At 71.1% G+C, this 25295-nt stretch carries 27 protein-coding genes; 13 read left to right on the forward strand and 14 right to left on the reverse strand.

Annotated features, from left to right (window positions below; all coding sequences use genetic code 11):
* Positions 1 to 14: 14 nt before the first annotated feature.
* The 12 genes from H9645_RS04635 to H9645_RS04690 form a co-directional block, all read right to left on the reverse strand.
* A complete protein-coding gene (locus H9645_RS04635) occupies positions 15 to 1673 on the reverse strand; it encodes a LysM peptidoglycan-binding domain-containing protein (protein WP_191728574.1) in 1659 nt (552 codons plus the stop codon).
* 132 nt (positions 1674 to 1805) lie between these two features.
* On the reverse strand, positions 1806 to 2486 hold the full coding sequence (locus H9645_RS04640) for a hypothetical protein (protein WP_191728575.1): 681 nt from the start codon (positions 2484 to 2486) through the stop codon (positions 1806 to 1808).
* 21 nt (positions 2487 to 2507) lie between these two features.
* Positions 2508 to 2990 (reverse strand): hypothetical protein, encoded by a 483-nt coding sequence (locus H9645_RS04645; RefSeq protein WP_191728576.1) that lies wholly within the window; start codon positions 2988 to 2990, stop codon positions 2508 to 2510.
* On the reverse strand, positions 2987 to 4342 hold the full coding sequence (locus H9645_RS04650; protein WP_191728577.1) for a FliI/YscN family ATPase: 1356 nt from the start codon (positions 4340 to 4342) through the stop codon (positions 2987 to 2989). Before H9645_RS04650 ends, H9645_RS04645 begins: the two co-directional genes overlap by 4 nt.
* Complete coding sequence (locus H9645_RS04655; RefSeq protein WP_191728578.1) at positions 4339 to 5028, reverse strand: FliH/SctL family protein; 690 nt, start codon at positions 5026 to 5028, stop codon at positions 4339 to 4341. The genes H9645_RS04650 and H9645_RS04655 overlap by 4 nt, the downstream gene beginning before the upstream one ends.
* Before the next feature lie 16 nt (positions 5029 to 5044).
* The gene (locus H9645_RS04660; protein ID WP_191728579.1) at positions 5045 to 5677 is read right to left on the reverse strand and encodes a hypothetical protein; all 633 of its coding nucleotides are present in this window, start codon (positions 5675 to 5677) and stop codon (positions 5045 to 5047) included.
* 3 nt (positions 5678 to 5680) lie between these two features.
* Positions 5681 to 6451 (reverse strand): EscJ/YscJ/HrcJ family type III secretion inner membrane ring protein, encoded by a 771-nt coding sequence (locus H9645_RS04665; protein WP_191728580.1) that lies wholly within the window; start codon positions 6449 to 6451, stop codon positions 5681 to 5683.
* Positions 6452 to 6470: 19 nt separating this feature from the next.
* Positions 6471 to 6902 (reverse strand): EscI/YscI/HrpB family type III secretion system inner rod protein, encoded by a 432-nt coding sequence (locus H9645_RS04670; RefSeq protein ID WP_189498351.1) that lies wholly within the window; start codon positions 6900 to 6902, stop codon positions 6471 to 6473.
* A gap of 21 nt (positions 6903 to 6923) precedes the next feature.
* Positions 6924 to 7256 carry a hypothetical protein gene (locus H9645_RS04675; protein ID WP_225218011.1) on the reverse strand — a complete coding sequence of 111 codons (333 nt, stop codon included), beginning with the start codon at positions 7254 to 7256 and terminating at the stop codon, positions 6924 to 6926.
* A 71-nt stretch (positions 7257 to 7327) separates the two neighbouring features.
* Positions 7328 to 8518 (reverse strand): type III secretion system inner membrane ring subunit SctD, encoded by a 1191-nt coding sequence (sctD, locus tag H9645_RS04680; protein ID WP_191728581.1) that lies wholly within the window; start codon positions 8516 to 8518, stop codon positions 7328 to 7330.
* Positions 8519 to 8577: 59 nt separating this feature from the next.
* Positions 8578 to 10617, reverse strand: a complete 2040-nt coding sequence (sctV, locus tag H9645_RS04685; protein ID WP_191728582.1) for a type III secretion system export apparatus subunit SctV — start codon at positions 10615 to 10617, stop codon at positions 8578 to 8580.
* A gap of 258 nt (positions 10618 to 10875) precedes the next feature.
* Positions 10876 to 11265, reverse strand: a complete 390-nt coding sequence (locus H9645_RS04690) for a flagellar biosynthetic protein FliO (RefSeq protein WP_191728583.1) — start codon at positions 11263 to 11265, stop codon at positions 10876 to 10878.
* Between the two features lie 93 nt (positions 11266 to 11358).
* Between H9645_RS04690 and H9645_RS04695 the strand changes: the two genes are divergently transcribed.
* Genes H9645_RS04695 through sctT form a run of 6 tightly spaced genes read left to right on the forward strand, consistent with a single transcriptional unit; the run spans position 11359 to position 16328 of the window.
* Positions 11359 to 12456 carry a sensor histidine kinase gene (locus tag H9645_RS04695; RefSeq protein ID WP_191728584.1) on the forward strand — a complete coding sequence of 366 codons (1098 nt, stop codon included), beginning with the start codon at positions 11359 to 11361 and terminating at the stop codon, positions 12454 to 12456.
* A 3-nt stretch (positions 12457 to 12459) separates the two neighbouring features.
* Entirely contained in the window at positions 12460 to 13065 is a 606-nt protein-coding gene (locus H9645_RS14325) for a response regulator transcription factor (protein ID WP_191728585.1), read from the forward strand.
* Entirely contained in the window at positions 13052 to 14203 is a 1152-nt protein-coding gene (sctQ, locus tag H9645_RS04705; protein WP_191728586.1) for a type III secretion system cytoplasmic ring protein SctQ, read from the forward strand. The genes H9645_RS14325 and sctQ overlap by 14 nt, the downstream gene beginning before the upstream one ends.
* Positions 14204 to 14206: 3 nt before the next feature.
* The gene (locus H9645_RS14365) at positions 14207 to 15274 is read left to right on the forward strand and encodes an EscR/YscR/HrcR family type III secretion system export apparatus protein (protein ID WP_343218348.1); all 1068 of its coding nucleotides are present in this window, start codon (positions 14207 to 14209) and stop codon (positions 15272 to 15274) included.
* 1 nt (position 15275) lies between these two features.
* A complete protein-coding gene (sctS, locus tag H9645_RS04720; protein WP_191728587.1) occupies positions 15276 to 15545 on the forward strand; it encodes a type III secretion system export apparatus subunit SctS in 270 nt (89 codons plus the stop codon).
* Between the two features lie 3 nt (positions 15546 to 15548).
* Positions 15549 to 16328, forward strand: a complete 780-nt coding sequence (sctT, locus tag H9645_RS04725; RefSeq protein ID WP_191728588.1) for a type III secretion system export apparatus subunit SctT — start codon at positions 15549 to 15551, stop codon at positions 16326 to 16328.
* Here sctT and sctU read toward each other — a convergent pair whose 3' ends face one another.
* The gene (gene sctU / locus H9645_RS04730) at positions 16329 to 17387 is read right to left on the reverse strand and encodes a type III secretion system export apparatus subunit SctU (protein WP_191728589.1); all 1059 of its coding nucleotides are present in this window, start codon (positions 17385 to 17387) and stop codon (positions 16329 to 16331) included.
* A 169-nt stretch (positions 17388 to 17556) separates the two neighbouring features.
* Between sctU and H9645_RS04735 the strand changes: the two genes are divergently transcribed.
* The 5 genes from H9645_RS04735 to bamE all read left to right on the forward strand — a co-directional run bounded on the left by H9645_RS04735 (position 17557) and on the right by bamE (position 23044).
* Positions 17557 to 17874 (forward strand): hypothetical protein, encoded by a 318-nt coding sequence (locus H9645_RS04735; RefSeq protein WP_191728590.1) that lies wholly within the window; start codon positions 17557 to 17559, stop codon positions 17872 to 17874.
* A gap of 39 nt (positions 17875 to 17913) precedes the next feature.
* Entirely contained in the window at positions 17914 to 18591 is a 678-nt protein-coding gene (locus H9645_RS04740) for a hypothetical protein (RefSeq protein ID WP_191728591.1), read from the forward strand.
* 74 nt (positions 18592 to 18665) lie between these two features.
* Entirely contained in the window at positions 18666 to 19607 is a 942-nt protein-coding gene (locus H9645_RS04745; RefSeq protein ID WP_191728592.1) for a hypothetical protein, read from the forward strand.
* 141 nt (positions 19608 to 19748) lie between these two features.
* Complete coding sequence (plsB, locus tag H9645_RS04750) at positions 19749 to 22355, forward strand: glycerol-3-phosphate 1-O-acyltransferase PlsB (RefSeq protein ID WP_425490212.1); 2607 nt, start codon at positions 19749 to 19751, stop codon at positions 22353 to 22355.
* A gap of 95 nt (positions 22356 to 22450) precedes the next feature.
* Positions 22451 to 23044, forward strand: coding sequence for an outer membrane protein assembly factor BamE domain-containing protein (gene bamE / locus H9645_RS04755; protein ID WP_191728594.1), 594 nt, complete (start codon positions 22451 to 22453; stop codon positions 23042 to 23044).
* A gap of 32 nt (positions 23045 to 23076) precedes the next feature.
* On the opposite strand, the gene H9645_RS04760 is transcribed toward bamE, so the two are convergent.
* Entirely contained in the window at positions 23077 to 23292 is a 216-nt protein-coding gene (locus tag H9645_RS04760) for a YdcH family protein (RefSeq protein ID WP_191728595.1), read from the reverse strand.
* Between the two features lie 28 nt (positions 23293 to 23320).
* Between H9645_RS04760 and ttcA the strand changes: the two genes are divergently transcribed.
* A complete protein-coding gene (gene ttcA / locus H9645_RS04765; RefSeq protein ID WP_191728596.1) occupies positions 23321 to 24259 on the forward strand; it encodes a tRNA 2-thiocytidine(32) synthetase TtcA in 939 nt (312 codons plus the stop codon).
* A gap of 104 nt (positions 24260 to 24363) precedes the next feature.
* The gene (locus H9645_RS04770; protein WP_191728597.1) at positions 24364 to 25269 is read left to right on the forward strand and encodes a recombination-associated protein RdgC; all 906 of its coding nucleotides are present in this window, start codon (positions 24364 to 24366) and stop codon (positions 25267 to 25269) included.
* The last annotated feature ends 26 nt before the right edge of the window (positions 25270 to 25295 follow it).

Consider the following 25295-nt stretch of genomic DNA (forward strand, 5'->3'; position numbering starts at 1 on the left):
GGCCGATCGCCGCGTTACTGGCGGCGACCGTCGAAGCGGCCGTCGAGGAGGTCGTGGACCCATCGGTCGATGGTGGCGGTCGGGGCCTCGATGTGCACGTGCGGGCCGGTGGAGTGGCCGGTGGATCCCTGGTTGCCGAGGTCCTGGCCGTAGCCCACGCGCTGCCCCGGGCGGACATCGATGCTGGACATGTGGAAGATGTAGATCAGCTCGCCCTGGTCGCCGCGCAGGATCACGGCGTTGCCGGCGTTGCCCATCGGCCCGGCGGACACGACGGTGCCCGCCACCGGGGAGGGAATGGCCTGACTGGTCTGCGACTGGCCCGGGCGGTGCAGCACGATGTCCCGGACTTCCAGCGTCTGGCCTTCGCGGACCTTGGTCTGGTAGTCGTGGTGCGGCTGCATCTGGTCGGGATGCGACACCGAGATCGCAGGCTGGTGGCCGGTGCTGTACACGGTGTAGGGCGGATAGGTCGGCGCGTCGCCTGAAGGCGGCGGCGCGGGCGCGGGACCCGGCGCGGGTGCAGGCGATGGCGTCGCGCCGCCCGTGCCCGGCACATGCACGACCTGGCCCGGATGGATGAGGTCGGGATTGCCGATCTGCGGGTTGGCCGCCAGCAGCGCCGGCAGCGATACGCCGTTGCGCGCGGCGATCCCCGACATGGTGTCGCCGCTGCGCACGGTGACGTCGTGCGTGGCACCGGCACCGGCGCCGCCCGGCAGCCTCACCACCTGCCCCGGGTGGATCAGGTCGGGATCGCGGATCTGCGGATTGGCCGAGAGCAGCGCGTCGAGTCCGACGTCGTTGCGCGCCGCGATGCCCGAAAGCGTGTCGCCGCTGCGCACCGTCACTTCGCCGCCACCGCCATCACCCGGCAGGTGTACGGTCTGGCCGGGATAGATCAGGTTCGGATTGCGGATCTGCGGATTGGCCGCGAGCAGGTCGGGAACCGACACCTGGTGGCGCGCCGCGATGCCCGAGAGCGTGTCGCCACTGCGCACTGTGACCGAACCGGTGGGCGACGGCGACGGCGTGGTGCCGGGTCCATCGTTGCCGCCCGGGTCGGGCGAGGGCGCCGGCGAGGGTCCGGCCGGTGGCGGCGCGTCGCCGTCGATGCGCTGGCGCACGAAGGACGTCGCCTCGCCGGCGGTGATGCGGCCGTCGCGGTTGACGTCCAGCGGCGCGTTCATGCGGTAGGCGGCACTGCCCTGGCTGAAGAGCGTCGAATCCGGATCCGGGCGCGGACTGCCGTAGAGCACCGTGGTGTAGACGCCCTCGAGGGTGTTGAGGTCACCTGGGTCGGAGCGGTTGTTGAAGTAGCGCTCGACGTACTGCAGCTGGTCCATCGCGCTCATCCGCGCCAGCGCGTCGGTGGACGTGCCGAGCTCGCTGGCGGTCCCGGGCATGAACTGGATCAGGCCGGTGGCGCCGCTGCCGGCGCCGTTGCGCACGCCGGGGCTGAAGCTGCCGCCGGTCTCGAAGCTCATCACCGCCATCAGGTATTCGGGCCGGGTGCCCAGGCGCTGCGCCATGGCCTCGACTTCGCGGATGAAGGCCGGCGTGACGTGGGCGTTGCCCTGCACGCCCTGGATGCGGTTGTAGTCGAAGCCGGAAGGACTGAGATGGTCTCCGGAGGCGTTCTGGACACCCTGGTTGCCGACAGGTGCGACCATGTGGGAACTCCCGCTGTCATGCGGCAGGCGCCGCGCATGGCTCCATTACAGGCACGCGCGCCGGGTGTCGCCAGCTAGGTCGGACCCTAAGTCCGGGCGGTCGACGGCGTCGTGCCGCGACCGTCGTCGCATTCATCCGTTGAAGTGCGGATCCACGCGCAGCGCACCGAGGTTGCGCTCGGCGAATCGCCTGGCCAGCTCCGGGGCGGCCTCGCGGATGGCGTCGTAGCTGTCGCGCGAACGCACGTCGGCGCGCAGCACCCAGCCATCGCCCTCGCGGCTCAGCAGCAGGTCGGTGCCGGGCAGGGTGGCGTCGGACATGCGCAGCAGCACGCGGCCATCGCCGTCGGCGCCGGTGGCGCTGCCGCCTGCGGCGAGCTTGCGCACATGGCGTTCGATCAGCTCGGCGACCGCGGTGCTCGCCCCGGTGGGCGCAGGCATCGCGGGAGCCGCGTCGCCACCGCCGCGCAGTGCATGCTGCGCCTGCCACAGCAGGGCCGGATCCAGCAGCTTCGCCTCGCCGTCGCCGCCGTCCTGGCCGTGGCCACCGTGCTCGCGCTCGCCGTCGCGCGCGGCATGCACGGCGTCGCTGGTGGCGGTGCGGGCCAGCCCGGCCTCGTCGCTCGCCGGCTCGCCAGCCGCGGCCTGTCCCTGCTGCGACTGTTGCTGCACGCCCTGGCGCGCACCGTCCAGCGCGCTGCGGAACCGGTCGGCCTGTGCCGGATCCGCCGGGGTGCGCTCACGCGCCTCGCCGGTGCCTTCGCGGGCGCGGGCGGCTTCGGAGGCCGATGACTGCGTGCGTTCGATGGACATGATGTTCTCCCTTGTCGGCCGTCAGTGGCCGGCCAGATGGCGCGCCTGCAACAGGTCCTCGGCGGCGCCTTCCTCCTGGCGTGCTTCGAGCATGGACTGTTCCCCATTCCAGACCTCGCGCCGCTTCTGCAGCGCATCCAGGCGCGCCTTGGCACGGAAGAACTCCGCGCGGGCCTCGGCCACGGCCGCTTCCGCGGCGCGCAGCGTCTCCTGGGCCTTGAACAGGCGCTGGCGCGCGGCCTCGGCCTGTTCGCCGAGCAGTTCGATGTGCGCCTCGCGCTGGGCCAGCGCGTTGGGCCACGACACGCCCGGGGGCGGCGCATCCAGCAGGCGTCCACGCTGCTGCTTCTGCTCGAAGTCCAGCGCGATGATCTCGCCCTCCAGCGCCAGGCAGGCGTCGCGGCAGGCCTGCGCTTCGCGCTGGCGCTCGAGCACGCGCTGGCGCGCGGCCTCTGTGCGGTGCTCGCGCAGGCGGACCAGCGTGTGCAGCGGATAGCGCTTCACGGGAACAGCGCCTTCAGCGCGGCCGCCGACTGTTCGAACGGCACCAGCTCGTGCGCGGACTGCTGCAGCAGCTTGCGGATGGCGCCGATCTTCTCGATCGCGGCGTCGGCGTCGGGATCGGTGCCGCGCTTGTATTCGCCGAGCTGGATCAGCAGCTCGATGTCCTGGTACTTGGCGAGCAGCTTGCGCAGCTGGCCCGCGCCGCGCAGGTGGGCCTGGTCGACCACGCGCGGCATGGTGCGGCTGAGGCTCACCAGCACGTCGATCGCCGGGTAGTGGTAGGCCGCGGCGAGCTTGCGCGACAGCACGATGTGGCCGTCGAGGATCGAGCGAACCTCCTCCACGATCGGGTCGCCACCGTCCTCGTCCTCGGCCAGCACCGTGTAGAAGGCGGTGATCGAGCCCTTGTCGTTGTTGCCGGCGCGCTCGAACAGTCGCGGCAGCGCGCTGAACACCGACGGCGGGAAGCCGCGCCGCGCCGGCGGCTCGCCGACCGCAAGGCCCACGTCGCGCAGCGCGCGCGCGAAGCGCGTGACCGAATCGACCAGCAGCAGCACGCGCTTGCCCTGGTCGCGGAAGTGCTCGGCGATGGCGGTGCCGACCCAGGCGGCGCGACTGCGCTCCAGCGCCGGACGGTCCGAGGTGGCGACCACGATCACGGACCTGGCCAGTCCCTCCGGACCCAGGTTGTCGTGGATGAATTCGTTGACCTCGCGGCCACGCTCGCCGACCAGCACGATCACGTTGACGTCCGCGTCGCCGCCGCGCGCGAGCATGCCCAGCAGGGTGCTCTTGCCGCCGCCGGCCACGGCGAAGATGCCGATGCGCTGGCCTTCGCCTGCGGTCATCGTGGTGTCGATGGCGCGCACGCCGGTGGAGAACGGGCGTTCGATCAGGTTGCGCGCCAGCGGGTTGGGCGACGCCGCGTAGATCGGTGCATCGACGGTGGCGCCAACCGGACCGAGATCGTCGATCGGTTCGCCATGCGCATCGAGGATGCGGCCGAGCAGGCCCGGCCCGACCCGCACCGCGGCCTGGCGCCCGCTGGCATAGACCTCGGTGGTCGCGGACACGCCGTCGAGCGCGCCGAGCGGCGTCAGCAGCGTGAGCTGCTTCGACACGCCCACCACCTCGGCGGCCAGCCGGAACGCCGGGTCGCCTTCGCCGCGGGGATTGCGCAGTTCGCACAGCTCGCCGATCGAGGCCTTGAGGCCGGTGGCGCGGATCAGCGTGCCGTAGGCCTCGGCCACGCGACCGACGCGCTCGATCGACTGCACCCTGGCCAGTGCGTGCAGCAGCGGATCGGCGCCCCCTGCCGCATCCGCGAATGGCGCCGGCGAGGTGGCGCTCATGCCTGCCGCTCCGCATGGGCGGTGCTGCCCGCGAGTGCGGTCCGGATCGCCTCGATCTGCTGGGCGACGCCGGCGCGGACCTCGCCGGCCTCCGATACCACCACGCAGCTGGTGGGCTCCAGGCTCGGGTCGTCGACGAGCTCGATCACGCCCACCGCCGGATGCGCCTGGCGCACCGCGCCCAGGCCCGCGCTGACGCTGTCGCGCACGCTGGGATGCACGCGGATCAGCAGGAACTGCTCGGCCTGCGCCGCCTCCACCGCCCGCATCACCAGCGGCGGCACCACGCTGCGGGCGTCGAAACCGGGCGCGATGCGGTCGACGATCGCGCAGGCCAGCTCGGTGACGCGGCCGGACGCCTCGCCGAGCACGCGCGCGCGGCGCTCGTTGAGCGCGGCAAGCTGCTCGGTCATCTGCAGTTCGGCCGCGGCGATGCCTTCGGCGAAGCCCTGGGCATGGCCCTGCTCGCGGGCGCGGGCCAGTTCGGCGACCGCTTCCTCGTACAGGCCGTTGACCCGCTCGAGCAGCGCATCGAGCTCGCCCAGCTTCGCCCATGCCAGGGCGGGCACCACGCTCGCGCCGAGCGAGCGCGAGAACCTGCGCTGTTCGAACACGGCCACGCCACCCGACGGGGCCGCGGCCGGCCGGGTGCTGGAGGCGTCGCTTCTGGTTTCGGCGTTCATCATGCGTCCGTCCGCGCGCTCATGCCGCGCGTGTCTCGTGGTGCGTGTAGACCCGCAGCACCGGTTTTTCCGGCAGGCGTGCAAGGGCCTCGTCCGCGGCGCCGGGGGAATGCAGCAGCCGGCACCAGTCCGCCAGCGCGGGATCGCGCCGGCGTGCCCAGGCCTGGAGCTCCGCGCGACCCTGCCGGTCGAAGACGTCGTGCAGCGGGGCCGGGTCGTCCGCGGCGATCGCGGCGTCCAGCGCGGTCCGGAAGCCTGCCGTGGCCTGCTCGAGCCGGTCCGGCGGCAGCCGCCCGTCCCACACCGACTGGTCCAACGCCAGCAGGTAGCTGTTGCCCAGCGTCGCCTTCAGCCTGCGCACCGGTTCCCGCCGCACTTCGGCGCGGATCGGCGGCGCGTGCGCGAGGATGCCCAGGTCGCGGCACAGCGCGTCCACGCGCGTGCGCCGCCAGCGGCCGCGGACCACGTCCGGATCGCGCGAGGGATCGGGCGCGAGCAGCGCCAGCGCCGGTCCTTCCGCAAGCCACGCCGCCAGCAGGCGACGACCCAGCGCGCTGTCGCGCGCGCGCGCGACCAGGGCGGGATCGAGCGGCGTTCCGGCATCGTCCAGCCACCCCGCGTCGACCTCGGCCAGCAGCGCCCGCAGCGACATGCCTCAGCCGTTCCAGACCTGGCCGGGCGCCTGCTTGTCCTGCGTCGCACCGCGCAGGCGGCCACGGAAGGCCACCAGCAATCCGAGCAGCAGCACGACGCCGGCCGCGATCGCCAGCGCCAGCGGACTGATCGCCGACAGCGCCGGGCCCTGCGGCCTCTGCGCCGGCATCGCCGGGGCTTCGGCAAACTTGACCGTCACCTTGTTGAGATCGGTCAGGCCCTTCACCGAATCCTTCATCAGCAATTTGATGTCGGTTTCACGGTCGCGCATGCTCGCACCCGGGGCCTCGAAGATCGCGACCGCCACCGTGGAATCCTGGCTGGTGCCGCCAAGCGGGTCGCGCTCGGCAAGCGTGACGTGCACGCGCGCGTCGACCACGCCCGGGAAGCGCGACAGGGTGTCGGCGAGCTCCTGCTGCAGCGCGCACTGTTCGCGCCCGCGCTCCTCGGTGGAAGAGGACGCGAAGCCTTCCTTCTTGAACACGTCGCAGCCGTTGGCGTACTGCTCGCGCGGCAGGCCCTTCGCGGCCAGCACCTGCATCGCATAGGGGAAGTCGGAGGTCGCGACGCTGATTTCCCAGCCCGTCTTCGAGGGCGACGGGTTCTTGTCGGCATCCACGCCGGCGGCGATGAGCGCGCCCATCACCTGGTTCGCCTGGACTTCGTCGAGCTGGCTGTAAAGCGGCTTGCCGCCGCATGCGGCGAGCAGCGCGGCCGCCGCCAGCGCGGCGAGCGCCGCGCGCGGCGACCGCGACCACGGGAGGAACTTCATCGACACCCTCCTCCTGCGGTCAGGACTGCTGCCGGAACAGCTGCTGGATGCCGTCCGAGGTCCGGTTGGCAACGTTCGATGTCAGCTCCGCCTGGAACAGGAACTGATGGCACTTCATCGTCATCTCCATCATCTGCCCGGGCGTGAGCTCGGCGATGTTGCCGCTCATGCTCCGCGACAGCGCGTTGATGTTGTCGGCACCGGTGTTGAGGTTGTTGATGGCCTCGATCAGCGCCCGCGTGCCCTCGGAAGGCTGCGCAGGCGTGATGTCGGCGACCTGCGGAGTGCCGCCCACCTGCTGCGGGCCCGAGGCCCCGCCGCTGCGCTCGAGCGCCGCGGCGAAATCACGGACGTCGTAGGGCGTGGCATGCGACAGCCCCCCTGTTCCCTGCGGGCCGGCCTGCCCGGCCATCGCCGGGTCCATGGCCGCCACCTGGATGGCTTCGATCATTTCGATCTCCCGTTTCGGCGCTTAGCCGCGCTTGCCCAGCGTCTCCAGCGCCTGGCCCACGCTGTTCTGCGAGGTCGAGGCGTTGTTCGACATGAACTGCATCTTGAGGCTGGCGGCGGTCAGCTGGACCATCGACGAGGGCTGGTCGTCCCCGGCGCCGATGCTGGCGGACATGTCGGTGATGACGGCCGCCTGCGAGTCGAGCGTCTGGCCCCAGGCGCGCGACATCGCTTCGTACCAGCTGCCACGGTCACCGGCGGACGAGCCGCCGCGGATGCCGCCGGCGCCGCTGGTGGCCGCCGCGCCCGCGATGAACTGGCCAAGGCCAGGGGCTCCTGCTGCGATATTGGTCATGGTCCTCTCCTTTCCCTTCTGTGTTGTCTTCGGTGGTGCATACGGGTGCCCGCGCTCCCGCGCGGTGCGTGCTACATCCGCAGCGGCGTGACGTCGCTGCGCACGTTCGAGAAATCCTTCGGTTCGTGCTCGTCCTCGCCCGCGGCCGGCGCGGGTTCGGGCTTCAGGCGCTCCAGGCTGCCGTCCGGACGCAGCGCGTGCGCCGCGCCCTCGGTGATCGAGACCAGGGTGCCGATGCCGGGCAGGTCCGCGCCGACCTCGTAGCGGTCGCCCTTGCCCGACACCACGTGCGGGTTGTCGCCGCGCACGATCGACGCGACGCGAATGCGCACCGGCTTCGGCGGCGTGGCCGGCACCTGGCGGCGCGCGGCGGCCGACGTGGACAGGTCGACCGGGATCACGCGGGCCACGCCCTTGACCTCGCGCATCGCCCGCGAGAGGGACGCGGCGCGCAGCGCGGCCTCGTCCTCGAAGGCACCGGTGACTTCGACGTCGCCGTTGCCCAGGTAGCGCGTGCGCGCGGAGATGCCCTGGCCTCGCAGGATTTCGGCGACGTCGCCGGCGATGTCGTCGCCGGTGCGCAGTTCAAGCCGCGCGTCGATCTGCTCGTCGGCGATCCGGCGGGCGATGCGCTCGCGCGTGGCGGTGTCGGCGACCGTGCCGGTCAGGACCAGCCGGCCCTGCGGGTCCAGCGAGGCCCGGCCGTCATCGATGCCGTACTCGGGCACCAGTCGCTGCAGCTGCGCGCGACCGTCCGGTGCCTCCTCCTTCTGCGGCATGACCGCGGCGAAGATCGCCAGCGAGGCCAGCGACAGCACCGCGATCGCCGCGACGGCCGGCAGCCTGCGGGTATACGGCCGTACGGAACGCTCCGGCGCGGGACGCGGGCCCAGGCCGCCGGGCACGTGCCGCTCCCAGCCCGCGTCGTCGGCGGCGCCGAAGGCGATCGCGGCCTCGCCGATGCCCACCCGCTGCACGCGGTCGAGTTCGACCGGATCGCCCGGATGGATCATCGCGGTGCCCACGTGCAGGGGCGCATCCAGCGCGCGCAGCGAGAAGCGGCCGTCGAGGAAGCTCAGCAGCGCATGGTGCGAGGCGACGCCGGCATCGGCCAGCACCATGTCGCAGTCCTCGCCGCTGCCGATCAGGATCATCTCGCCGCCGTCCAGCTCGCGTTCGGCGCCGGAATGCAGGCCCGACACGACGCGCAGCACGACGCCGCGATCCTTTCGTGCCTCCTCGTCTTCCCGGTCCTTGCCCATGCCACCCTCCGTTGTTCGAATCCTGCGACTGCCTCGTTACCCTGCGGTGAAGCGCCCGTTCAGGCGTTCACCTGCCCGGCCTGCACGATGCGCAGGTCGGGCGCGAGCTCCTGGTACGACAGCACCGGCAGCTCGAAGAAATCGACTTCCATCAGCTTGCGCAGGTGCCTGCGCACGTCCAGCGAACACAGCAGCACCGGCTTCACGCCGGGCGCCTGCCGCGCCAGATGCGCGCGCACCTCGTTGCCAAGCCGCGACGCCAGCTCCGGCGAGATCGCGAGCTGGCTCGCGCCGCCGGCCACGCGCACCGACTGCCGCAGCTTGTCCTCGAGCTCCGGGTGGATCAGCAGCACGTGCAGCGTGCGGTCGTCGTCCGCGTGGCGTTCTGCGATCTCCCGCTTGAGCGCGACGCGCACGTACTCGGTCAGCAGCACCACGTCCTTCTCGCGGCCACCGACGTCGGTGATCGCCTCGAAGACGTCGCGGAGGTTGCGGATCGGCACGCCTTCCTCGGCCAGCCGGCGCAGCACTTCGGCGACGCGCTGCGGCGCGACCACGCGCAGCATCTCCTTGACGAGGTCCGGGTAGTCACGCTGCATGCGCGCGAACAGGTTGGCGGTTTCCTGGATGCCGATGAAGCCGCCGAGACGGCGCTGCAGCGCGGCGCGCGCATGCATGTCGAGCAGGTCCTCCGGCGCCAGCGCATCCGCGGTGCCGGCGGCGACCCAGTCGCCCGCAAGCACCGGGAAGAAACCGGCCTGGCGGTTGTCGGCCGTGGCCGCGGGCGCGCGCCGGAAGGCGGCGTCGGTGCGCAGCTGGCCCGACGCCAACCGCGCGCCGAACGCGCTCAGGCGGTAGCCGCCCTCGCCCAGGCCTTCGACCAGGCGCAGCTTCGGCACGGGGACCGGCACGCCGAACTCGTCGCGCATGCCCTGCGCCACGGCGGAAACCCTCGACATCAGCACGTCCTGCAACGGCGCAAGTGACGGCGAGAGGTCCAGCTGCAGCGGCGCCGGCGGCGCGAGGTCGTCGACCTGGTCGGCGACCTCGGACTCGGCGATCTCGCCCTCCGGCACCCGGAATGCACGGCGCAGGACCTGGAAGCCGTGCCGGTAGCGCCATGCGCTCATGCCCAGCAGCGCCAGGCCCAGGACCAGGAACACCAGCCTCGGGAAGCCGGGAACCAGCGTCATCAGCAGCGCGAGCAGGCCGGTGATCAGCATCACTCGCGGCTGGCCGCTGACCTGGCGACCGATGGCTGCGCCCAGGTGCTTGTCGTCGACCTCGCTGGTGGTGCGCGTGACCACGAGGCCGGCGGCGATGGTGGCGAGGATGGCCGGGATCTGCGAGACCAGGCCGTCGCCGATGGTCAGGATGCTGTAGGTACGGGTGGCGTCGGCCAGGGCCATGTCGCGCTGCAGGACGCCGATGGCCAGGCCGCCGAGCAGGTTGATGATGATGATGACGATGCCGGCGATGGCGTCGCCCTTGACGAACTTCATCGCGCCGTCGAGCGCACCGTGCAGCTGGCTTTCGGTCTCGAGGTGGCGGCGCTTGCGCTTGGCCTCGTCCTTGTCGATCAGCCCCGAGCGCAGGTCGGAGTCGATCGACAGCTGCTTGCCGGGCATGGCGTCCAGGGTGAAGCGCGCCGACACCTCGGCCACGCGCTCGGCGCCCTTGGCGATGACGATGAACTGCACCACGGTGATGATCAGGAACACCACCAGGCCGACCACCAGGTTGCCGCCGGCGACCATGTTGCCGAAGGTCTCGACGATGTGGCCGCCTTCGGCGTCGAGCAGGATCGAGCGCGTGATCGCGATCGACAGCGCCAGGCGGAACAACGTGGTGAGCAGCAGGACGCTCGGGAAACTCGAGAACGCAGTTGGCGAAGGGATGTAGATCGCCAGCAGCAGCAGGCCGAAGCCGATCGAGATGTTGACCGCCACCAGCGCGTCGATCACCACCAGCGGCAGCGGCAGGATCATCACGCTGATGATCAGCACCGCCGCGACGGCGAGCACGATGTCGCTGTAACCCAGGCGTGCGCGCTTGCCATTCGCGGGTGCCGCGAAGAGGTTGTCGATCAGCGCGCGCATGCGTTGGCCCCCGCCATGCGGCATGCCATGGGCGTGGCGTGGCCACTCCCGTTCGCGTGCTCTGCCATGTGATTCGCCTGCCGCATTGATCGCTGACCTCATGCGTCACTTTGTGGCAAATTACGATAGTCTCGTTGCAAGGGCAATCGCGGGAAATTTTGGTCGGGCGTTTCCGGTTCGCGCTTCAGGGACAGGGCCAAACGCCTGTAATGGCAGGGAAATTTTGCGGTAACAGATAAGTGTGACGACGTTCGCTCTTTATGAGGCCTCGACCTCGGGTTTCCCCGTAGTGACAAGATCGTCGGCATCGAGGTCGGTGACGAAATTGACGCTCTGGGCACCGACCCCGATGGTGAATACGCGTCCCGAGCGCGACTTCACCAGCACGAGGCGTTCACGCGGACCCAGCGGAAGGATCTGCAGGATCGACAGCGGTGCGTCGGCGCCGGTCAGCTTGTAGCGCCGCCGCACCAGGCGCAGGACGACCAGCAGCCCGGCAATGATGAAGGCCAGGGGCAGCAGGATCGCCAGCAGCTCACCGGCGACGGACGAGGTCGCCGGAGCGTCGGAGACGGCTTCGGCCGACATGGCAGTGCCACTTGCGAGGGACAGGATGGCGGTGATGGCAGTCAGGGTTTGCTTCGACATGTGGGGACGTTCCGGCCTCGGGGATCGCGCGGAGGGCGCGCGCGCAGCCTACCGCAGGCGCACGTGCCGCCGTCGCGCGACGGAACCCGCTGCATGACGCCGGCCAGGGGCACCGCCAGCCGAACGCAGGCGGCCCGTGATGGCGATGCCACCACGGTGTCCTCGATGCTCGAGGCGATCCCGTTTCCCTGCGCTGCGTTCAACCGTGGCGATGGCGGCCTGGCCGCCGCCAATCGCAGCTATCGCGACGCCTTCGGCGGCCTCGATGGACATGACGACCGCGCCCGCCTGCTGGCGTCGCTCAGCGGCGTCGACGACGATTCCCCGGCATCGCCCCACGAGGTCAACGCACCGCACAGCAACCGCTGGTACGCGCTGCACTGGGGCATCGCCGAGATCGCCGGCGCCACGCTGGACATGCTGACGGCGGTCGACATCAGCGCCCGCATCGAGGCCCTGGACTCGCACAAGAGCCGGCAGGAAAAGCTGCTGTTCACCTCGCGGTTGATGTCGGTCGGCGAGATGGCCGCGACGCTCGCGCACGAGCTCAACCAGCCGCTGGCGGCGATCGTGAACTATCTCAACGGCAGCCTGCGCCTGGTGGACCAGGCGGGCGGCCCGGTGCAGGTCGAGCGTGCCCTGGTCGCCGCGCGCACCCAGGCCGAACACGCCGCCGCGGTGATCTCGCGGGTGCGCGAGTTCGTCCGCGCGCGCGAACCGCGTCGCGACGCCCACGACGTCGCCCAGATCACCGGAACCGTGGTCGAACTGCTGCGGCTTGAGGCCGAGCGCCTGCAGCTGCGCATCGAACTCGCGCTGGCGGCGGACCTGCCGCCCGTGCACGCCGACCGGGTGATGGTGGAGCAGGTGCTGCTCAACCTGGTGAAGAACGCGATCGAAGCGATGCGCGAGGTGCCCGCGGCGCAGCGCGGCCTGCGCATCGAGGGCCGGGTCAACCTCGACGGCGAAGTCGAAGTGCGCGTCTGCGACCGCGGCGAGGGACTGAGCGAGGAACAGGGGCGGCAGCTGTTCTCGCCCTTCTTCACGACCAAGAGCGACGGGCTCGGCATTGGCCTGGCGATCTGCCGCTCGATCATCGAATACCACGAAGGGCGGCTGTTCTTCGAGCCGCGCGAGGGAGGCGGGAGCGTGTTCGGCTTCACCCTCCCGCCCGCGGAAGGAAGGGGATAGGACATGACGGTGACACGCGTCTACCTGGTGGACGACAACGACGGATTCCGCGACTCGACGGCATGGCTGCTCGAGACCGCCGGCTTCGAGGTCGAGAGCTTCGCCTCGGGCGCGGCCTTCCTCGAGGCCTACGCCGGCCACCGCCACGGCGACGCCAGCGAATGCCTGGTGTCGGACATCCGCATGCCGGAGATGAGCGGGCTGCAGCTGCAGGACGAACTCGGCCGGCGCGGCATCCAGCTTCCCCTGGTGTTCGTGACCGCGCACGGCGACGTGCCGCTCGCGGTGGAGGCGATGCGCAAGGGCGCGTCCAACTTCCTCGAGAAGCCGTTTTCCGAGCAGGCACTGGTCGACGCGCTGCGCACCGCGCTGGCCCATGCGCGCAACCGCGGCAGCGGCGGAGGCATGGCCAATGAACTGCTCGCGAAGCTGAGTCCGCGCGAGCGCCAGGTGCTCGACCTGGTGGTCGCGAGCAAGCCGAACAAGATCATCGCCGACATCCTCGGCATCAGCATCAAGACCGTCGAACTGCACAGGGCGAACATGATGGGCAAGCTGGGCGTACGCTCCCTCCCGGAGCTGATGAAGGTGGCGCTTGGCCACGGCTGACCGCGGCGTGCGCGCGGCGAAGCCGCGGCGGACGCGCGACCCCGTCCCGTCCCTGCCGGAACCGCCGCCCGTGCGCCCGCTGCGCGGGCTGCTGCCGCTGGTGGATGCGTCCGGCTGCGAGGCCCTGCGCGGATTCTTCTCGGTGCCGCGCTGGTGGCTGCTGGGCGACGGCGCGGCGGTCCAGGCCAGGACCGCGGAGGCCCCCGCCGCATCGGTCGCGGTCGACGCCGAAGGCGCGCGGCTGCAGCTGCACGTCGACGGCCCGGCGGGCACGGACGACGACGCATCCCGGCTGCGCTGGAGCGACCACTCCGGCCGCTCGCGCATCCTGGCCTGGAGCCTGGCCCACGAATCCACGCTGCGACGCCTGAGCGAGTGGCTGGGGGTGTCGCTGCTGCCGTCGGTCGATGCCGGTGGCGACGGCGAATCCAACACCACGGGCGCGGCCACGCTGTGGCTGGAAGTCCGCATAGACGAACCGCCCCGGGACGACGGCGACGACGCGGATGCCAGCGATGCCCGACCGCCCACGCTCGCGCGCCTGCGCCTTCCCATGGCCTGGCTGCCGGCGCTGGCGTCACGCGCCGAGCCACCGCACGAGGACGACCCCGCACCGACCGCGGGACGCTGGCGGTCACTCGCGACCTCGGTGCAGGTGCTGTTCCCGGTCACCTTGGCCATGCGCGACTGGCGTGCGCTGCGCGAGGGTGACGTGATCGTCGCCGGCCACCGCTCGCAGCCGCCCGCCTGCGTGGCGCGCGCGAGCGGCCGCGACTGGCCGCTGGCGCCCGCGCCGGGCGGCTGGACCGTGCGCAGCCACTCCATCCCCGCTCCAGTCCACTACGAGGAAACCCCGATGACCCAGCAGGAACACGACGGCGGCGCGCCGTCCGAGGCGCCCGCCGCGCCGGCCCCCGATCCCGCGCGCAGCCTGCCGGTCCAGGTGGAGTTCGAACTCGGCCGGACCGAGATGAGCATCGGCGAACTGGCCGACCTGCAGCCGGGCTACGTGTTCCCGCTGGCGACGCCCCTGGAAGGCGCCAGCGTCACCATCCGTGCCAACGGCCGCATCGCCGGCCGCGGCGAACTGGTCGCCGTGGGCGAGACGCTGGGCGTGCGCCTGCTGTCCTGGAGCTGAGGCATGGACTTCACCACCTTCTCGCCGGCGGTCGTCCTCGTCACCGTCGTCTTCATCGCGCTGGCGCCGTTCGTCGCGGTGATGGTGACCTCGTTCACCAAGATCGTGGTGGTGCTGAGCCTGCTGCGCAATGCGCTGGGCCTGCAGCAGGTGCCGCCGAACGTGGTCATCAACGGGCTGGCGATCGTGCTGTCGGCCTACGTGATGTCGCCGGTGCTGCTGGACACCCACGCCGCGGTGAGCGCCTACATGGCCGGGGAGCCGCCGCCGGCGCAGATCCAGGCGCAGATCGAGCAGCGTGCGATCGCACGCGCGGAGCGCCAGGCCGCACGTCGCGCGCAGGCGCCGCAGGCCGCTGGCGAAGCCGCTCCCGCGCCCGCGGACGGCGCGTCCCTGGATCCGCCCCCGGCCAGCCCCGCCGCCGCCGATGCGCTGCGCGCGGAAGCCGAGGCCGCGGCGCGCGGTGCCGATGCGCCCGCGGCTGGCCCGGGCGACGCCGCGCCTGCCGCCACCGGCTTCGTCCGCGCCCCTCAGTTCGCGAACGTCGACAACGGCCAGGATCCGCCCGACGACGCCGGCGCCGCCGCTGCCGCCGTGGACGACGAAGGCCCGCTGGTGATCACCGCCACCGGCGCGCCGCGTCCGCCGACCCCGGCCGCCGGCGCGCCGATGGACGCCGCGCGCATGCTCGGCATCTTCGAGGCCAGCAAGGAGCCCCTGCGCAGCTTCCTGATCCGCCACTCCAACGACCAGGAACGCGCCTTCTTCCTGAAGAGCGCGCAGCGCCTGCTGCCCGCCGACCGCCGCGACGACCTCGACGTCGACGACTTCATCGTGGTGATCCCGGCGTTCACCGTCAGCGAGCTGACCACCGCCTTCCAGATCGGCTTCCTGATCTTCCTGCCGTTCCTCATCATCGACCTGGTGGTGGCCAACATCCTGCTGGCGCTGGGCATGATGATGCTCTCGCCGACCACGATCTCGCTGCCGTTCAAGCTGCTGCTGTTCGTGCTGGTCGACGGCTGGGCGAAGCTGGTCCACGGCCTCGTGCTGACCTACGCGGGCGGATGACGTGAACGAGGTCCTGGAACTCACCAAGGAAGCGCTGTACCTGGTCATGCTGCTGTCGGGCCCGCCGATCGGCGCCGCGGCGCTGGTGGGCCTGGTGATCGCCTTCCTGCAGGCCGCCACCCAGCTGCAGGAGCAGACCTTCGCCTACGCCTGCAAGTTCATCGCGATCGTACTGATGCTGTTCCTCACCGCGGCCCTGATCGGCGGCTCGCTGTACGGCTACACCGAGCGCATCTTCCGCGACTTCCCGGGCCTGGTGGTCCGGAACTGACCGGTGTTCGAGCTCCTCGGCAATCCCCTGCTGGCGCTGGCGCTGGTGCTGCCGCGCGTCATCGGCGCGTTCCTGATGCTGCCGCTGATGACGCAGGAGACGGTGCCGCCGATGGTGCGCAACAGCTTCATGGTCAGCCTCGGGATCATGGTCCTCCCGGCGGCGCTGGCGGGCACGCCGATGGACAACCTGGGCACGATCGAGTGGCCGATGATCATCCTCAAGGAGGTGTTCATCGGCGTCTCGATCGGCTTCACCTTCGGCATCGTGTTCTGGGCGGTTTCCGCCGTCGGCGGCGTGATCGACACCCAGGTCGGCATGTCGATGGCACAGATCTTCGATCCCATCCAGGGCCACCAGGTGACGCTGCATGGCGAGTTCCTGTCGCAGCTGGCCACCTGGCTGTTCATGGCCAGCGGCGCCTTCCTGGTGTTCATGGACATCCTGATGTCCAGCTACGCGCTGTGGCCGGTGACCTCGTATTTCCCCGATCTGCCGGCGGTGGGCATGAACCTCTTCGTCGGCCAGTTCAACTTCATGATGACCACGGTGCTGGTGATGGCGGCGCCGGTGATGGTGGTGCTGCTGATCATCGACCTGTCGTTCGGCCTGGTGAACCGCTACGCGCCGCAGCTGAACGTGTTCGCGCTGACGCTGCCGATCAAGGCCTGGCTGGCCACGGCCATGATCCTGCTCCTGCTGGGCATCTACGTCGAGATCCTGCTCGAGCGCCTCGGCAGCAACCGCCACCTGCTGGGCCTGCTGCGCCAGGCGCTGGGCTGATCACTCGCCGCGGCGGATACCCTCGGCCCAGAACAGCACTTCGGCCACCGCGTCGAAGAACTCGCTGCCGATGTAGTCGTCGACCTCCACTTTCTCGTGCAGCCCGCGCGCCAGCGGGATGTTCTGCAGGACCGGCACGCCGGCCTCCTCGGCGACGCGCTTGATCTCCTCGGCCTCGGCGCCCTCGCCCTTGGCCACGACCACGGGCAGGTCGGTGACGCCGTCCTCGAACTGCAGCGCGACGGCGATGTGGGTTGGGTTGGTCACCACGACGTTCGATCCCCTCACGGCATTGAGCATGTTCTGCTGGGACCACTCCTGGTGCAGCTGCTTGCGCCGCTGCTTCACGTAGGGGTCGCCCTCGTTCTCCTTGACCTCCTGCTTGATGTCGCGGCGGCTCATGCGCAGCTGCTTCAGGTAGGAGAACTTCTGGTACCACGCGTCCAGCACCGACACGAAGAAGAACACGCCGATGGTCCAGATGCCGATGCGCAGCAGGCCGTGCCAGATCGCCGTGCCCATGGCCTCGGGCGGCGCGAACGGCAGGGCCATGAGGCTGAAGCGCATGCCGTACAGCACCACGCCGCCGATGAAGATCAGCGCCACGCTCTTGAAGAACGCCTTCACCAGCTCGACCAGGTTGTCCATCGAGAACATCTTCTTGATGCCCTCGACGGGATTGAGCTTCGAGGCGTCGGGCGTGAGCTTCTTCATGCTCGCCACCGGGCCGACCTGCAGGAACTCGACCACCACGCCGAGGAACAGCGCCAGCAGCAGCAACGGCACGGTCATCGCGACCAGGGTGTCGAAGGCCTGCCGGCCGAGCACCGGCGCAGCCTCGGCGAAGGGCGTGCCGATGGCGTCGAAGCTCGCGTTGAACAGCGCCTCCAGCCGGCCCCACATGAAGCCGAGCATCATCCAGCCGCCGACCAGCCAGCCGAGCACCAGCACGGTGCTGGTGAGCTCCTTGCTCTTGCTGACGTTGGCGTCCTTGCGGGCGTCGCGGAGCTTCTTCGCGGTCGGCTGCTCGGTCTTGTCGGCGCCCTGGTCCTTCGCCATCGCATCCTTCCGGGTGTTCGCGCGGGCACGCTAGCATGCGCACGCGGAGCGGTCATGGCCACTGCCGCCTGAACGGAGGGCGCCCACTAGGGTCGCCCCGAGGTGGCAGGCAGCCCCTGCGGCGATACAGTCGCTCCATCGCCCGCAATCCCCCCGACAGCCACGCAGCATGAGCACCATCGGACCCGACTCCCACCTCAGCCTCGCCTCCGGCCTCCACCGGATCGACGGACAACTGGACGACCTGCGTCGCCAGCAGGGTGGCGATGCGCACGAGGTCCAGGGCAGCCAGCACGCGGCCGACGTCGAGGCGACGCCGACCGCGCTTGCCGATGCCGGGGAACGGGTGCTCGCGGCGCCGGCTTGGGACGGCACCGGCCCCCGGATGCTCTCCGGCGACCGCGGCCTGGAAGGCGGCCTGGCCGCACTGCCGCTGGCGCAGGCCGCCGAAAGCGCCGTCGACGCCATCCTCGGCGTATTCAGCTGACGCCCGCCAGCGTCGTCCAGCCGCGATAATGTCGCGGCCATGACCGAACCGCTGCCCACCCCCGAAGCCCTGCGCACCGCCGCCGACCGGCTGGTATCGGCGCTCTCCGCGCATGCCGATCCGGAGTACCGCCTCGCCGTGCTCAAGCGCCTGGTGCGCCGTCTCGGCGAAGAGCAGTACCCGCTGTTTCTGCGGATCGTCGGCGTCGTGGCCGAAAGCGACGACGAGCACGCACAACGCCTGCTCGCCGACACCTTCGGCACCGCCCTGCGGCGCATGGACCTGCCCGGCGGCGCACTCAGCTCCTGGGGTGCCACCGGCCTGCCCGAGCACGGCGCTCCGGTGGCGGCCAGCGCGCTGTCGGGCCACTTCTTCGGCGCCACGCCCCGGCGCATGCTGGGTCCGGTCGAGTACCTGGTGGTCTGGCACCTGCAGCGGACCCAACGCACGGCGCTTACGGCGGAGGGATTCCGCGGCAGCCTGGCGCGGTTGATCACGATGCTCAACCGCAGCGAGGAGGCGCGAAGGCTGTACCCGCAGAAGCTCGCCGCCGATGCCCAGAACGAGCTCGAGGGCGCCTATACCCGCGCCACCCGCGAGCGCCTGGCCGCGATCGCCGCCGCGTGGGCCGCGGGCGAAGCGCCCGAGCGCGTGGCGGCCGCCGCGACCGGTGCGCCGGCGACGACCGCGCACGACTGGGTCCTCCGTGACCTGTGACCGCCTTGGCTTGCCGGGGGCCAGCGCCCGCGGCCAAGATGCGCCCTGCCTCCCGGGGAGGGGATGCGATGCAGATGCCGACAATCCTGCGGTCGCTGCTGGCCGCCGCGGCGCTGGCGGGCCTGCTCGCCGCCTGCCGCCCGGTCCCGTCGGCCCCCGAGGCCCGGACGGGGAGTGATCTCGGCCGGCCCGCGCTCGCCGTGCAGGCGCTGACCGGACACATGCGCCGCGGCGACTTCTCCGCCTTCGCGCGCGATGCCGTGCCGCCGCCGCTCCATGCCCGCCTCGAAGCCGCCTGGCGCGCCGGCCGCACGCGCTGGCCGCTGGACGAGCTGGCCTTCTCCGACCGGCTGCCCGAGGTCATGACGGCACTGGCGGCCCCGGATGCCGAGACCACGCTGGCGGCGGGCTTCGATCGCCAGTTCGCCAACGCCACCCGCGAGATCCGCGCCGCCGCCGCCACCCTGGGCCTGTTCGGCGTCCAGTACGTCGAGCACCAGGGCGACTTCAGCGAGGGCGAGCGCGACCACTACGCGCAGCTCGTGACCGCCGTGGCGCAGTGGGCCGCGAAGGCGCCACTGGGCGAACCCGCGCTGGCCCACGCCGCCATTCCCCGCCTGGCGGCCGCCGCCCGCGCCGCGGGCCCGACCAGCGCCGAAGGCATCGCCGCGGCCGGCATGGACGCGTCGCTGCAGCGCGTGGGCGCGTTCTCGCTCGAAGCCCGGGCCGTACTGGCCGGCTACGGCCTCGACCTCGATGCCGCGCTCGACGGCGCCCAGGCCAGCCTGCAGGTCCAGCAGGGCGACCGTGCCACGGTGCGCCTGCGCTACACGCTGGCCGGCAGCGCCATCGACACCGTGCTCGACATGGAGCGCATCGATGGCCGCTGGTACCTGTCCGACTATCTCCGCCACGCCCGCGAGGCCGCCGGCGCCCCCGTCGACGGCCAGCCGGACGTGCCGGCCACGCCTGCGCCGGCCGCCACCGCCCCGCCGGAACCCGTCGCCGCCCCCTGAGCGCCGCCGCGCGCCGGCACGTGGCGTCGCCCCCCCATTGGCATAATGCCGACGATGCCCAACCAGCCTTCCCTGTTCGAACACCGCGCCGCGGGCGCTGCCGACGCCGGCCCCGATGGCGCCGACCCGTCCCTTCCGACCCTGGAATCCACGGTGCCGGCGGGCGGTCCGCGCCGTCCCCGCCCGCCGGCCCGCCGCGCCGCACCGTGGTGGGCGCGCCTGCTCGGGCGCGTCCTGTCGCCCTGGATCGATCTCAGCATCGAGCCGCAGGCGCCCGGCAGCGACATCGACGAGCGTCCGGTCTGCTACGTGCTCGAGGACTACGGCCTGTCCAACGCCCTGATCCTCGAGCGCGCCTGCCGCGAGGCCGGCCTGCCCTCGCCGCTGGTGCCGCTGGCGGGCGATCCGCTCGGACGCCGCCGCGCCTACGTCGCGCTGTCGCGCCGCAACGCCGGCAGCGCCCTGGCGCTGGCCACCCAGATCGCCACCCAGCGCAGGCCGGAGAAGAAGAAGAGCCATTCCGACTCGCTGGCGCGCCTGCTCGAGGCCCACCGCGGCGATCCGGCGCTGGACATGCAGCTGGTGCCGGTCTCGATCTTCGTGGGCCGCGCGCCGGACAAGAACAGTGGCTGGTTCTCGGTGCTGTTCTCCGAGAACTGGGCCCTGGTCGGACGCTTCCGGCGCCTGCTGGCGATCATGCTCAACGGCCGCGATACGCTGGTGCGCTTCGCGCCCCCGGTGGCGGTGCGCGACATCGTCGCCGAAGGCCTGGAGCCCGAGCGCGAGGTACGCAAGCTCTCGCGCCTGCTGCGCACCCACTTCAACCGCATCCGCGCCGCGGTCATCGGCCCCGACCTGTCGACGCGCCGCCTGCTGGTGGACAAGGTGCTGTCGTCGACGCCGGTGCGCGAGGCCATCGCCGACCAGGCGCGGCGCGAGGGCGGCGACGCCGCGAAGGCCCAGGCCGAAGCCTGGAAGAAGGCCCACGGCTACGCCTACGAGATCGCCGCCGACTACTCGCACCCGGTGGTGCGCTCGGCCAGCTTCCTGCTGACCACGGTCTGGAACCGCATCTTCCGCGGCGTGCTGGTGCACCACCTCGACCAGCTCAAGGCGGTCGCGCCCGGAAACGAAGTGGTCTACGTGCCCTGCCACCGCAGCCACATGGACTACCTGCTGCTGAGCTACCTGCTGTACACGCGCGGCATCGTGCCGCCGCACATCGCCGCCGGCATCAACCTCAACCTGCCGGTGATCGGCACCATCCTGCGCAAGGGCGGCGCGTTCTTCATCCGCCGCAGCTTCCGCGGCAACGCGCTGTATTCGGCGGTGTTCACGGAGTACGTGGCGCAGCTGGTGGCCGGCGGCTATTCGATCGAGTACTTCATCGAGGGCGGCCGCTCGCGCACCGGCCGGCTGCTGCAGCCCAAGGGCGGAATGGTCGCGATGACCGTGCGCGGCTTCCTGCGCCAGCCCACGCGCCCGGTGCTGTTCCAGCCGGTCTACATCGGCTACGAGAAGCTGATGGAGGGCGGCAGCTACCTCGACGAACTCAGCGGCAAGCCCAAGGAGAAGGAGTCGATCTGGGCCCTGCTCTGGGGCATCCCCAAGGTGCTGCGGCAGAACTACGGCCAGGTGGTGGTGAACTTCGGCGAGCCGATCGCGCTGTCCGACATGCTCGCCGAACACGCGAGCGAGTGGGACGGCAAGCCGCTGTCGGACGAGGACAAGCCCGCCTGGCTGTCGACCACCGTGGACGCCACCGCGCAGCGCATCCAGGAGCGCGTCAACTCCGCCGCCGACGTCAACCCGATCAACCTGCTGGCGATGTCGCTGCTGTCCACGCCCAAGCACGCCATGGGCGAAGCCGACCTGACCGCGCAGATCCTGCTGTCGAAGAAGCTGCTGGCCGAAGTGCCCTACAGCGCGCTGGTGACGGTGACCCCGCACTCGCCGGCGCAGATCATCGCCCACGGCGAGGAGATCGGCGTGCTCCACCGCGTGGCGCACCCGCTGGGCGACGTGCTGCGCGTGGACGGCGACACCGCGGTGCTGCTGTCCTACTTCCGCAACAACGTCGTCCACCTGTTCACGGCCTCGGCGTGGATTGCCTGCTGCTTCCTGCACAACCGGCGCATGTCGCGCGACACCCTGCTGCGCATCGGCCGCACGATGTACCCGTTCCTGCAGGGCGAGCTGTTCCTGCCCTGGGACGAGGATGGCTTCGCCGCGCGCATCGACGCCACCATCGAGCTCTTCATCCGCGAGGGCCTGCTCGAGCAGGTCAGCGTCGACGATGGCGGCATCCTGGCCCGCCACGCCGGGCAGTCGGACGAGGTCTTCCGCCTGCGCGCGATCGGGCATCCGCTGCAGCAGGCCTTCGAGCGCTACTACATCGCGATCTCGGTACTGGCCAAGAACGGTAGCGGCACGCTCGGCGCCGGCGAACTGGAAGGCCTGTGCCAGCTCGCCGCGCAGCGGCTGTCGCTGCTGTACGCGCCGGCGGCACCCGAGTTCTTCGACAAGGCCCTGTTCCGCGGCTTCATCCAGAAGCTGCGCGAACTGGGGCTGGTGAAGCTGGACCGGAACAGCAAGCTGGCCTTCGACGAGCGCCTGTCGGGCTTCGCGCGCGACGCCAAGATCATCCTCGGCCGCGAGCTGCGGCACACGATCGAGAAGATCAGCCCCGAGGCTGCGCGGCCCGTCGAAGGAACCGACGACGACGCCAGGCCTCCCGGGCAGGGTTGAGGGGCGCCGGGGGACGCCCGCTCGCGGACCCGTCACCGCCGGCGGCCAGCTTGCGGCACAATCGCGTCCGCCTCAGACCTGTCACGGAGTCCTCCATGCGTATCCGCATCCTCGGCCTGGCGCTCGCCGCCACGGTCATCGCAGCCGCTGCAACCCCGGTCGATGCGCAGGCGCGTGGCCGGCAGGCCGACACGCCCAACGGCTACCTGTGCTGCAACATGCGCGCCTATGACGGCGAGGCCTACGACATCAATTACGTGAACGAAGGCGACCGCATCCTCGCCTTCGGCAGCCCGGTGGCGTTGACGGGACAAAGTGCCCGCAAGCTCCGGATGCGCATCGGTGGCGAGCGCTACGTGCTGGAGAACCACTACAGCCGCGATCTCGACGAAGCCGCCTTCGTGGCCCGCTACGTGCTCGCCGAGGATCCGCGCGTGGCCGCAGCGAGCTTCCCCGCGCACATCCGCCAGGCCATCGAGGCCGGCCAGGTCACGCCCGGGATGACCCGTGAACAGGTGCGCATGTCGCTGGGCTGGCCAATCAGCAGCGAGAATCCCGATCTCGATGCCCCCGTGTGGCGCTACTGGCTGAGCAGCTTCGACGAGATCCAGGTCGAGTTCGACGACAGCGGCCACGTGGTCGACCTCACCGCCAGCGCACTGACCCGGCGCCGGCTCTGGTTGCCCTGAACCGGGATCCGGCGAATCGCACCCTCGCCGCTTCAGGCCGGCTCGTCGGGAATCAGCGCGGACTCCAGCCGCTCGATGCAGTCCTTCAGCTGCAGCTTGCGCTTCTTGAGGCGCTTGACCAGCAGCTCGTCGGCGCCCGCATCGAGCTGCAGCCGCGCCACCGCGGCGTCGAGTCCGCGATGCTCGGTCCGGAGTTCATGCAGCCGCGCGTTCAGTCGGGCCTGCTCTGCCGGGTCGGTGGGATGCATTCCGCGAGGGTACACGCGGCCGGCTAAAATGCACGCCATGAGCATCGTCCTGCCCCTCGCCGAACCCGCGCCCCGCGCCCGCCGCACCGCCCACGAGGCACAGCGCCTGGGCAAGCGCCTGCGCCACCAGGTCGGTCGCGCCATCGCCGATTTCGGCATGATCGAGGACGGCGACAGGGTGATGGTGTGCCTGTCCGGCGGCAAGGACAGCTACACGATGCTCGACGTCCTGCTGCAGCTGCAGAAGAAGGCGCCGGTGTCGTTCTCGATCACCGCGGTCAACCTCGACCAGAAGCAGCCCGGCTTCCCGGAGCACGTGCTTCCCGAGTACCTGCGCTCGCTCGGCGTGGACCACCACATCATCGAGCAGGACACGTATTCGGTGGTTTCGCGCGTGGTGCCCGAGGGCAAGACCATGTGCTCGCTGTGCTCGCGCCTGCGCCGCGGCGCGCTGTACACGTACGCCGCCGAGCACGGCTACACCCGCATCGCGCTGGGCCACCACCGCGACGACATGGTGGCGACCTTCTTCCTCAACCTGTTCTTCCACGCCAAGCTCAGCGGCATGCCGCCCAAGCTGCTCTCCGACGACGGCCGCCACGTGGTGATCCGCCCGCTGGCCTACGTGCGCGAGGACGACATCGCCGCCTATGCCGAGGCGAAGGCCTTCCCGATCATCCCCTGCAACCTCTGCGGCTCGCAGGAGAACCTGCAGCGCAAGCAGGTGCAGCGGATGATGCGCGAGTGGGAGCGCGAATCGCCCGGGCGCATCGACCAGATCGCGCGCGCGCTCGGCGACATCCGGCCCTCGCAGCTGGCGGATCCGAAGCTGTTCGACTTCCTCGGCCTCGGCCACCGCGAGGCCGCGGCCACCGCCGATGCCCACGGCTGGCTCGCCGGCGAGCCGCACGACGCGCTCCATGCCGACGGAGCCGGCGACGCCGCGCCACGCCGCACCCCCGCCTGATGCCGCCGCCCTGAAGTTCCCGACCCGCTTTCGCGGGCCGCCGGCGCGTCGACCGCACGCGGCGCGCCCATGCTGACCCCTTCCCCGACCAGGCACCCACTCCCATGTTCTTCCGCAACCTGACCCTGTTCCGCTTCCCCGTCTCGCTCGATCTCGAAGGCCTCGAGGAGGCCCTGGCCAACCATCCCCTCAAGCCGGTCGGACCGCTCGAGCTGTCCTCCCGCGGCTTCGTGCCCGCGCTGGGTCGCGACGCCGAGGCGCTCTCGCACCGCGTCGGCGACGCCGCCTGGGTGGCGGTGGGCGGCGAGGACCGGCTGCTGCCGGCGGCCGTGGTCAACGACATGCTCGCGCGCAAGCTCGACGAGGCCGAGGAGCGCGAAGGTCGCCGCCCCGGCGGCCGCGCGCGCAAGCGCATGAAGGACGAGCTGGTGCACGAGCTGCTGCCGCGCGCCTTCGTCCGCCCCTCGCGCACCGACGCACTGCTCGACCTCAAGCACGGCCTGTGCATCGTCGACACCTCCTCGCGCAAGAGCGCCGAAGCGGTGGTGTCGGCGCTGCGCCAGGCCCTGGGCAGCTTCCCGGCCCTGCCGGCGAACGCGGAAATCGCGCCGCGCAGCGTGCTGACCGGCTGGATCGCCGGCGAGCCGCTGCCCGACGGAATCTCGCTGGGCGAGGAATGCGAGCTCAAGGACGGCAACGACACCGGCGCGGTGGTGAAGTGCCAGCGCCATGACCTGGGCAGCGACGAGATCAGCCACCACCTCGAGGCCGGCAAGCAGGTGACGAAGCTGGCGCTGGTGCTCGACGACCACGTGTCGTTCGTCCTCGGCGAGGACCTGGTGGTGCGCAAGCTCAAGTTCCTCGACGGCGCAGTCGACCAGCTCGAGGGCGGCGACCACGACGACATGCGCGCCGAACTGGACGCGCGCTTCGTGCTGATGTCGGCGGAAGTGCGCAGGCTGTTCGAGATCCTGGAGCCGGCGCTCAAGCTGTCGCGCGTGGATGCCTGAACGTCTGCGCGTGGATGCGTCACGGT

The sequence above is a fragment of the Luteimonas colneyensis genome, assembly GCF_014836665.1.
Lineage (GTDB): Bacteria > Pseudomonadota > Gammaproteobacteria > Xanthomonadales > Xanthomonadaceae > Luteimonas > Luteimonas colneyensis.

Bases quoted from the DNA above. Each gene is read 5' to 3' on its own strand.
- H9645_RS04760 (WP_191728595.1), bottom strand. From the start codon at position 23,292: ATGCATCCCACCGACCCGGCAGAGCAGGCCCGACTGAACGCGCGGCTG.
- sctU (WP_191728589.1), bottom strand. From the start codon at position 17,387: ATGGCGAAGGACCAGGGCGCCGACAAGACCGAGCAGCCGACCGCGAAG.
- H9645_RS04670 (WP_189498351.1), bottom strand. From the start codon at position 6,902: ATGATCGAAGCCATCCAGGTGGCGGCCATGGACCCGGCGATGGCCGGG.
- H9645_RS14365 (WP_343218348.1), top strand. From the start codon at position 14,207: ATGGACTTCACCACCTTCTCGCCGGCGGTCGTCCTCGTCACCGTCGTC.
- H9645_RS04650 (WP_191728577.1), bottom strand. From the start codon at position 4,342: ATGAGCGCCACCTCGCCGGCGCCATTCGCGGATGCGGCAGGGGGCGCC.
- H9645_RS04695 (WP_191728584.1), top strand. From the start codon at position 11,359: ATGACGCCGGCCAGGGGCACCGCCAGCCGAACGCAGGCGGCCCGTGAT.
- sctD (WP_191728581.1), bottom strand. From the start codon at position 8,518: ATGGGCAAGGACCGGGAAGACGAGGAGGCACGAAAGGATCGCGGCGTC.
- H9645_RS04665 (WP_191728580.1), bottom strand. From the start codon at position 6,451: ATGAAGTTCCTCCCGTGGTCGCGGTCGCCGCGCGCGGCGCTCGCCGCG.
- H9645_RS04655 (WP_191728578.1), bottom strand. From the start codon at position 5,028: ATGATGAACGCCGAAACCAGAAGCGACGCCTCCAGCACCCGGCCGGCC.
- H9645_RS04640 (WP_191728575.1), bottom strand. From the start codon at position 2,486: ATGTCCATCGAACGCACGCAGTCATCGGCCTCCGAAGCCGCCCGCGCC.
- H9645_RS04735 (WP_191728590.1), top strand. From the start codon at position 17,557: ATGAGCACCATCGGACCCGACTCCCACCTCAGCCTCGCCTCCGGCCTC.
- H9645_RS04745 (WP_191728592.1), top strand. From the start codon at position 18,666: ATGCCGACAATCCTGCGGTCGCTGCTGGCCGCCGCGGCGCTGGCGGGC.
- H9645_RS04660 (WP_191728579.1), bottom strand. From the start codon at position 5,677: ATGTCGCTGCGGGCGCTGCTGGCCGAGGTCGACGCGGGGTGGCTGGAC.
- ttcA (WP_191728596.1), top strand. From the start codon at position 23,321: ATGCACGCCATGAGCATCGTCCTGCCCCTCGCCGAACCCGCGCCCCGC.
- H9645_RS04770 (WP_191728597.1), top strand. From the start codon at position 24,364: ATGTTCTTCCGCAACCTGACCCTGTTCCGCTTCCCCGTCTCGCTCGAT.
- H9645_RS04690 (WP_191728583.1), bottom strand. From the start codon at position 11,265: ATGTCGAAGCAAACCCTGACTGCCATCACCGCCATCCTGTCCCTCGCA.
- H9645_RS04635 (WP_191728574.1), bottom strand. From the start codon at position 1,673: ATGGTCGCACCTGTCGGCAACCAGGGTGTCCAGAACGCCTCCGGAGAC.
- H9645_RS04675 (WP_225218011.1), bottom strand. From the start codon at position 7,256: ATGACCAATATCGCAGCAGGAGCCCCTGGCCTTGGCCAGTTCATCGCG.
- bamE (WP_191728594.1), top strand. From the start codon at position 22,451: ATGCGTATCCGCATCCTCGGCCTGGCGCTCGCCGCCACGGTCATCGCA.
- H9645_RS04740 (WP_191728591.1), top strand. From the start codon at position 17,914: ATGACCGAACCGCTGCCCACCCCCGAAGCCCTGCGCACCGCCGCCGAC.
- sctV (WP_191728582.1), bottom strand. From the start codon at position 10,617: ATGCGCGCGCTGATCGACAACCTCTTCGCGGCACCCGCGAATGGCAAG.
- H9645_RS14325 (WP_191728585.1), top strand. From the start codon at position 12,460: ATGACGGTGACACGCGTCTACCTGGTGGACGACAACGACGGATTCCGC.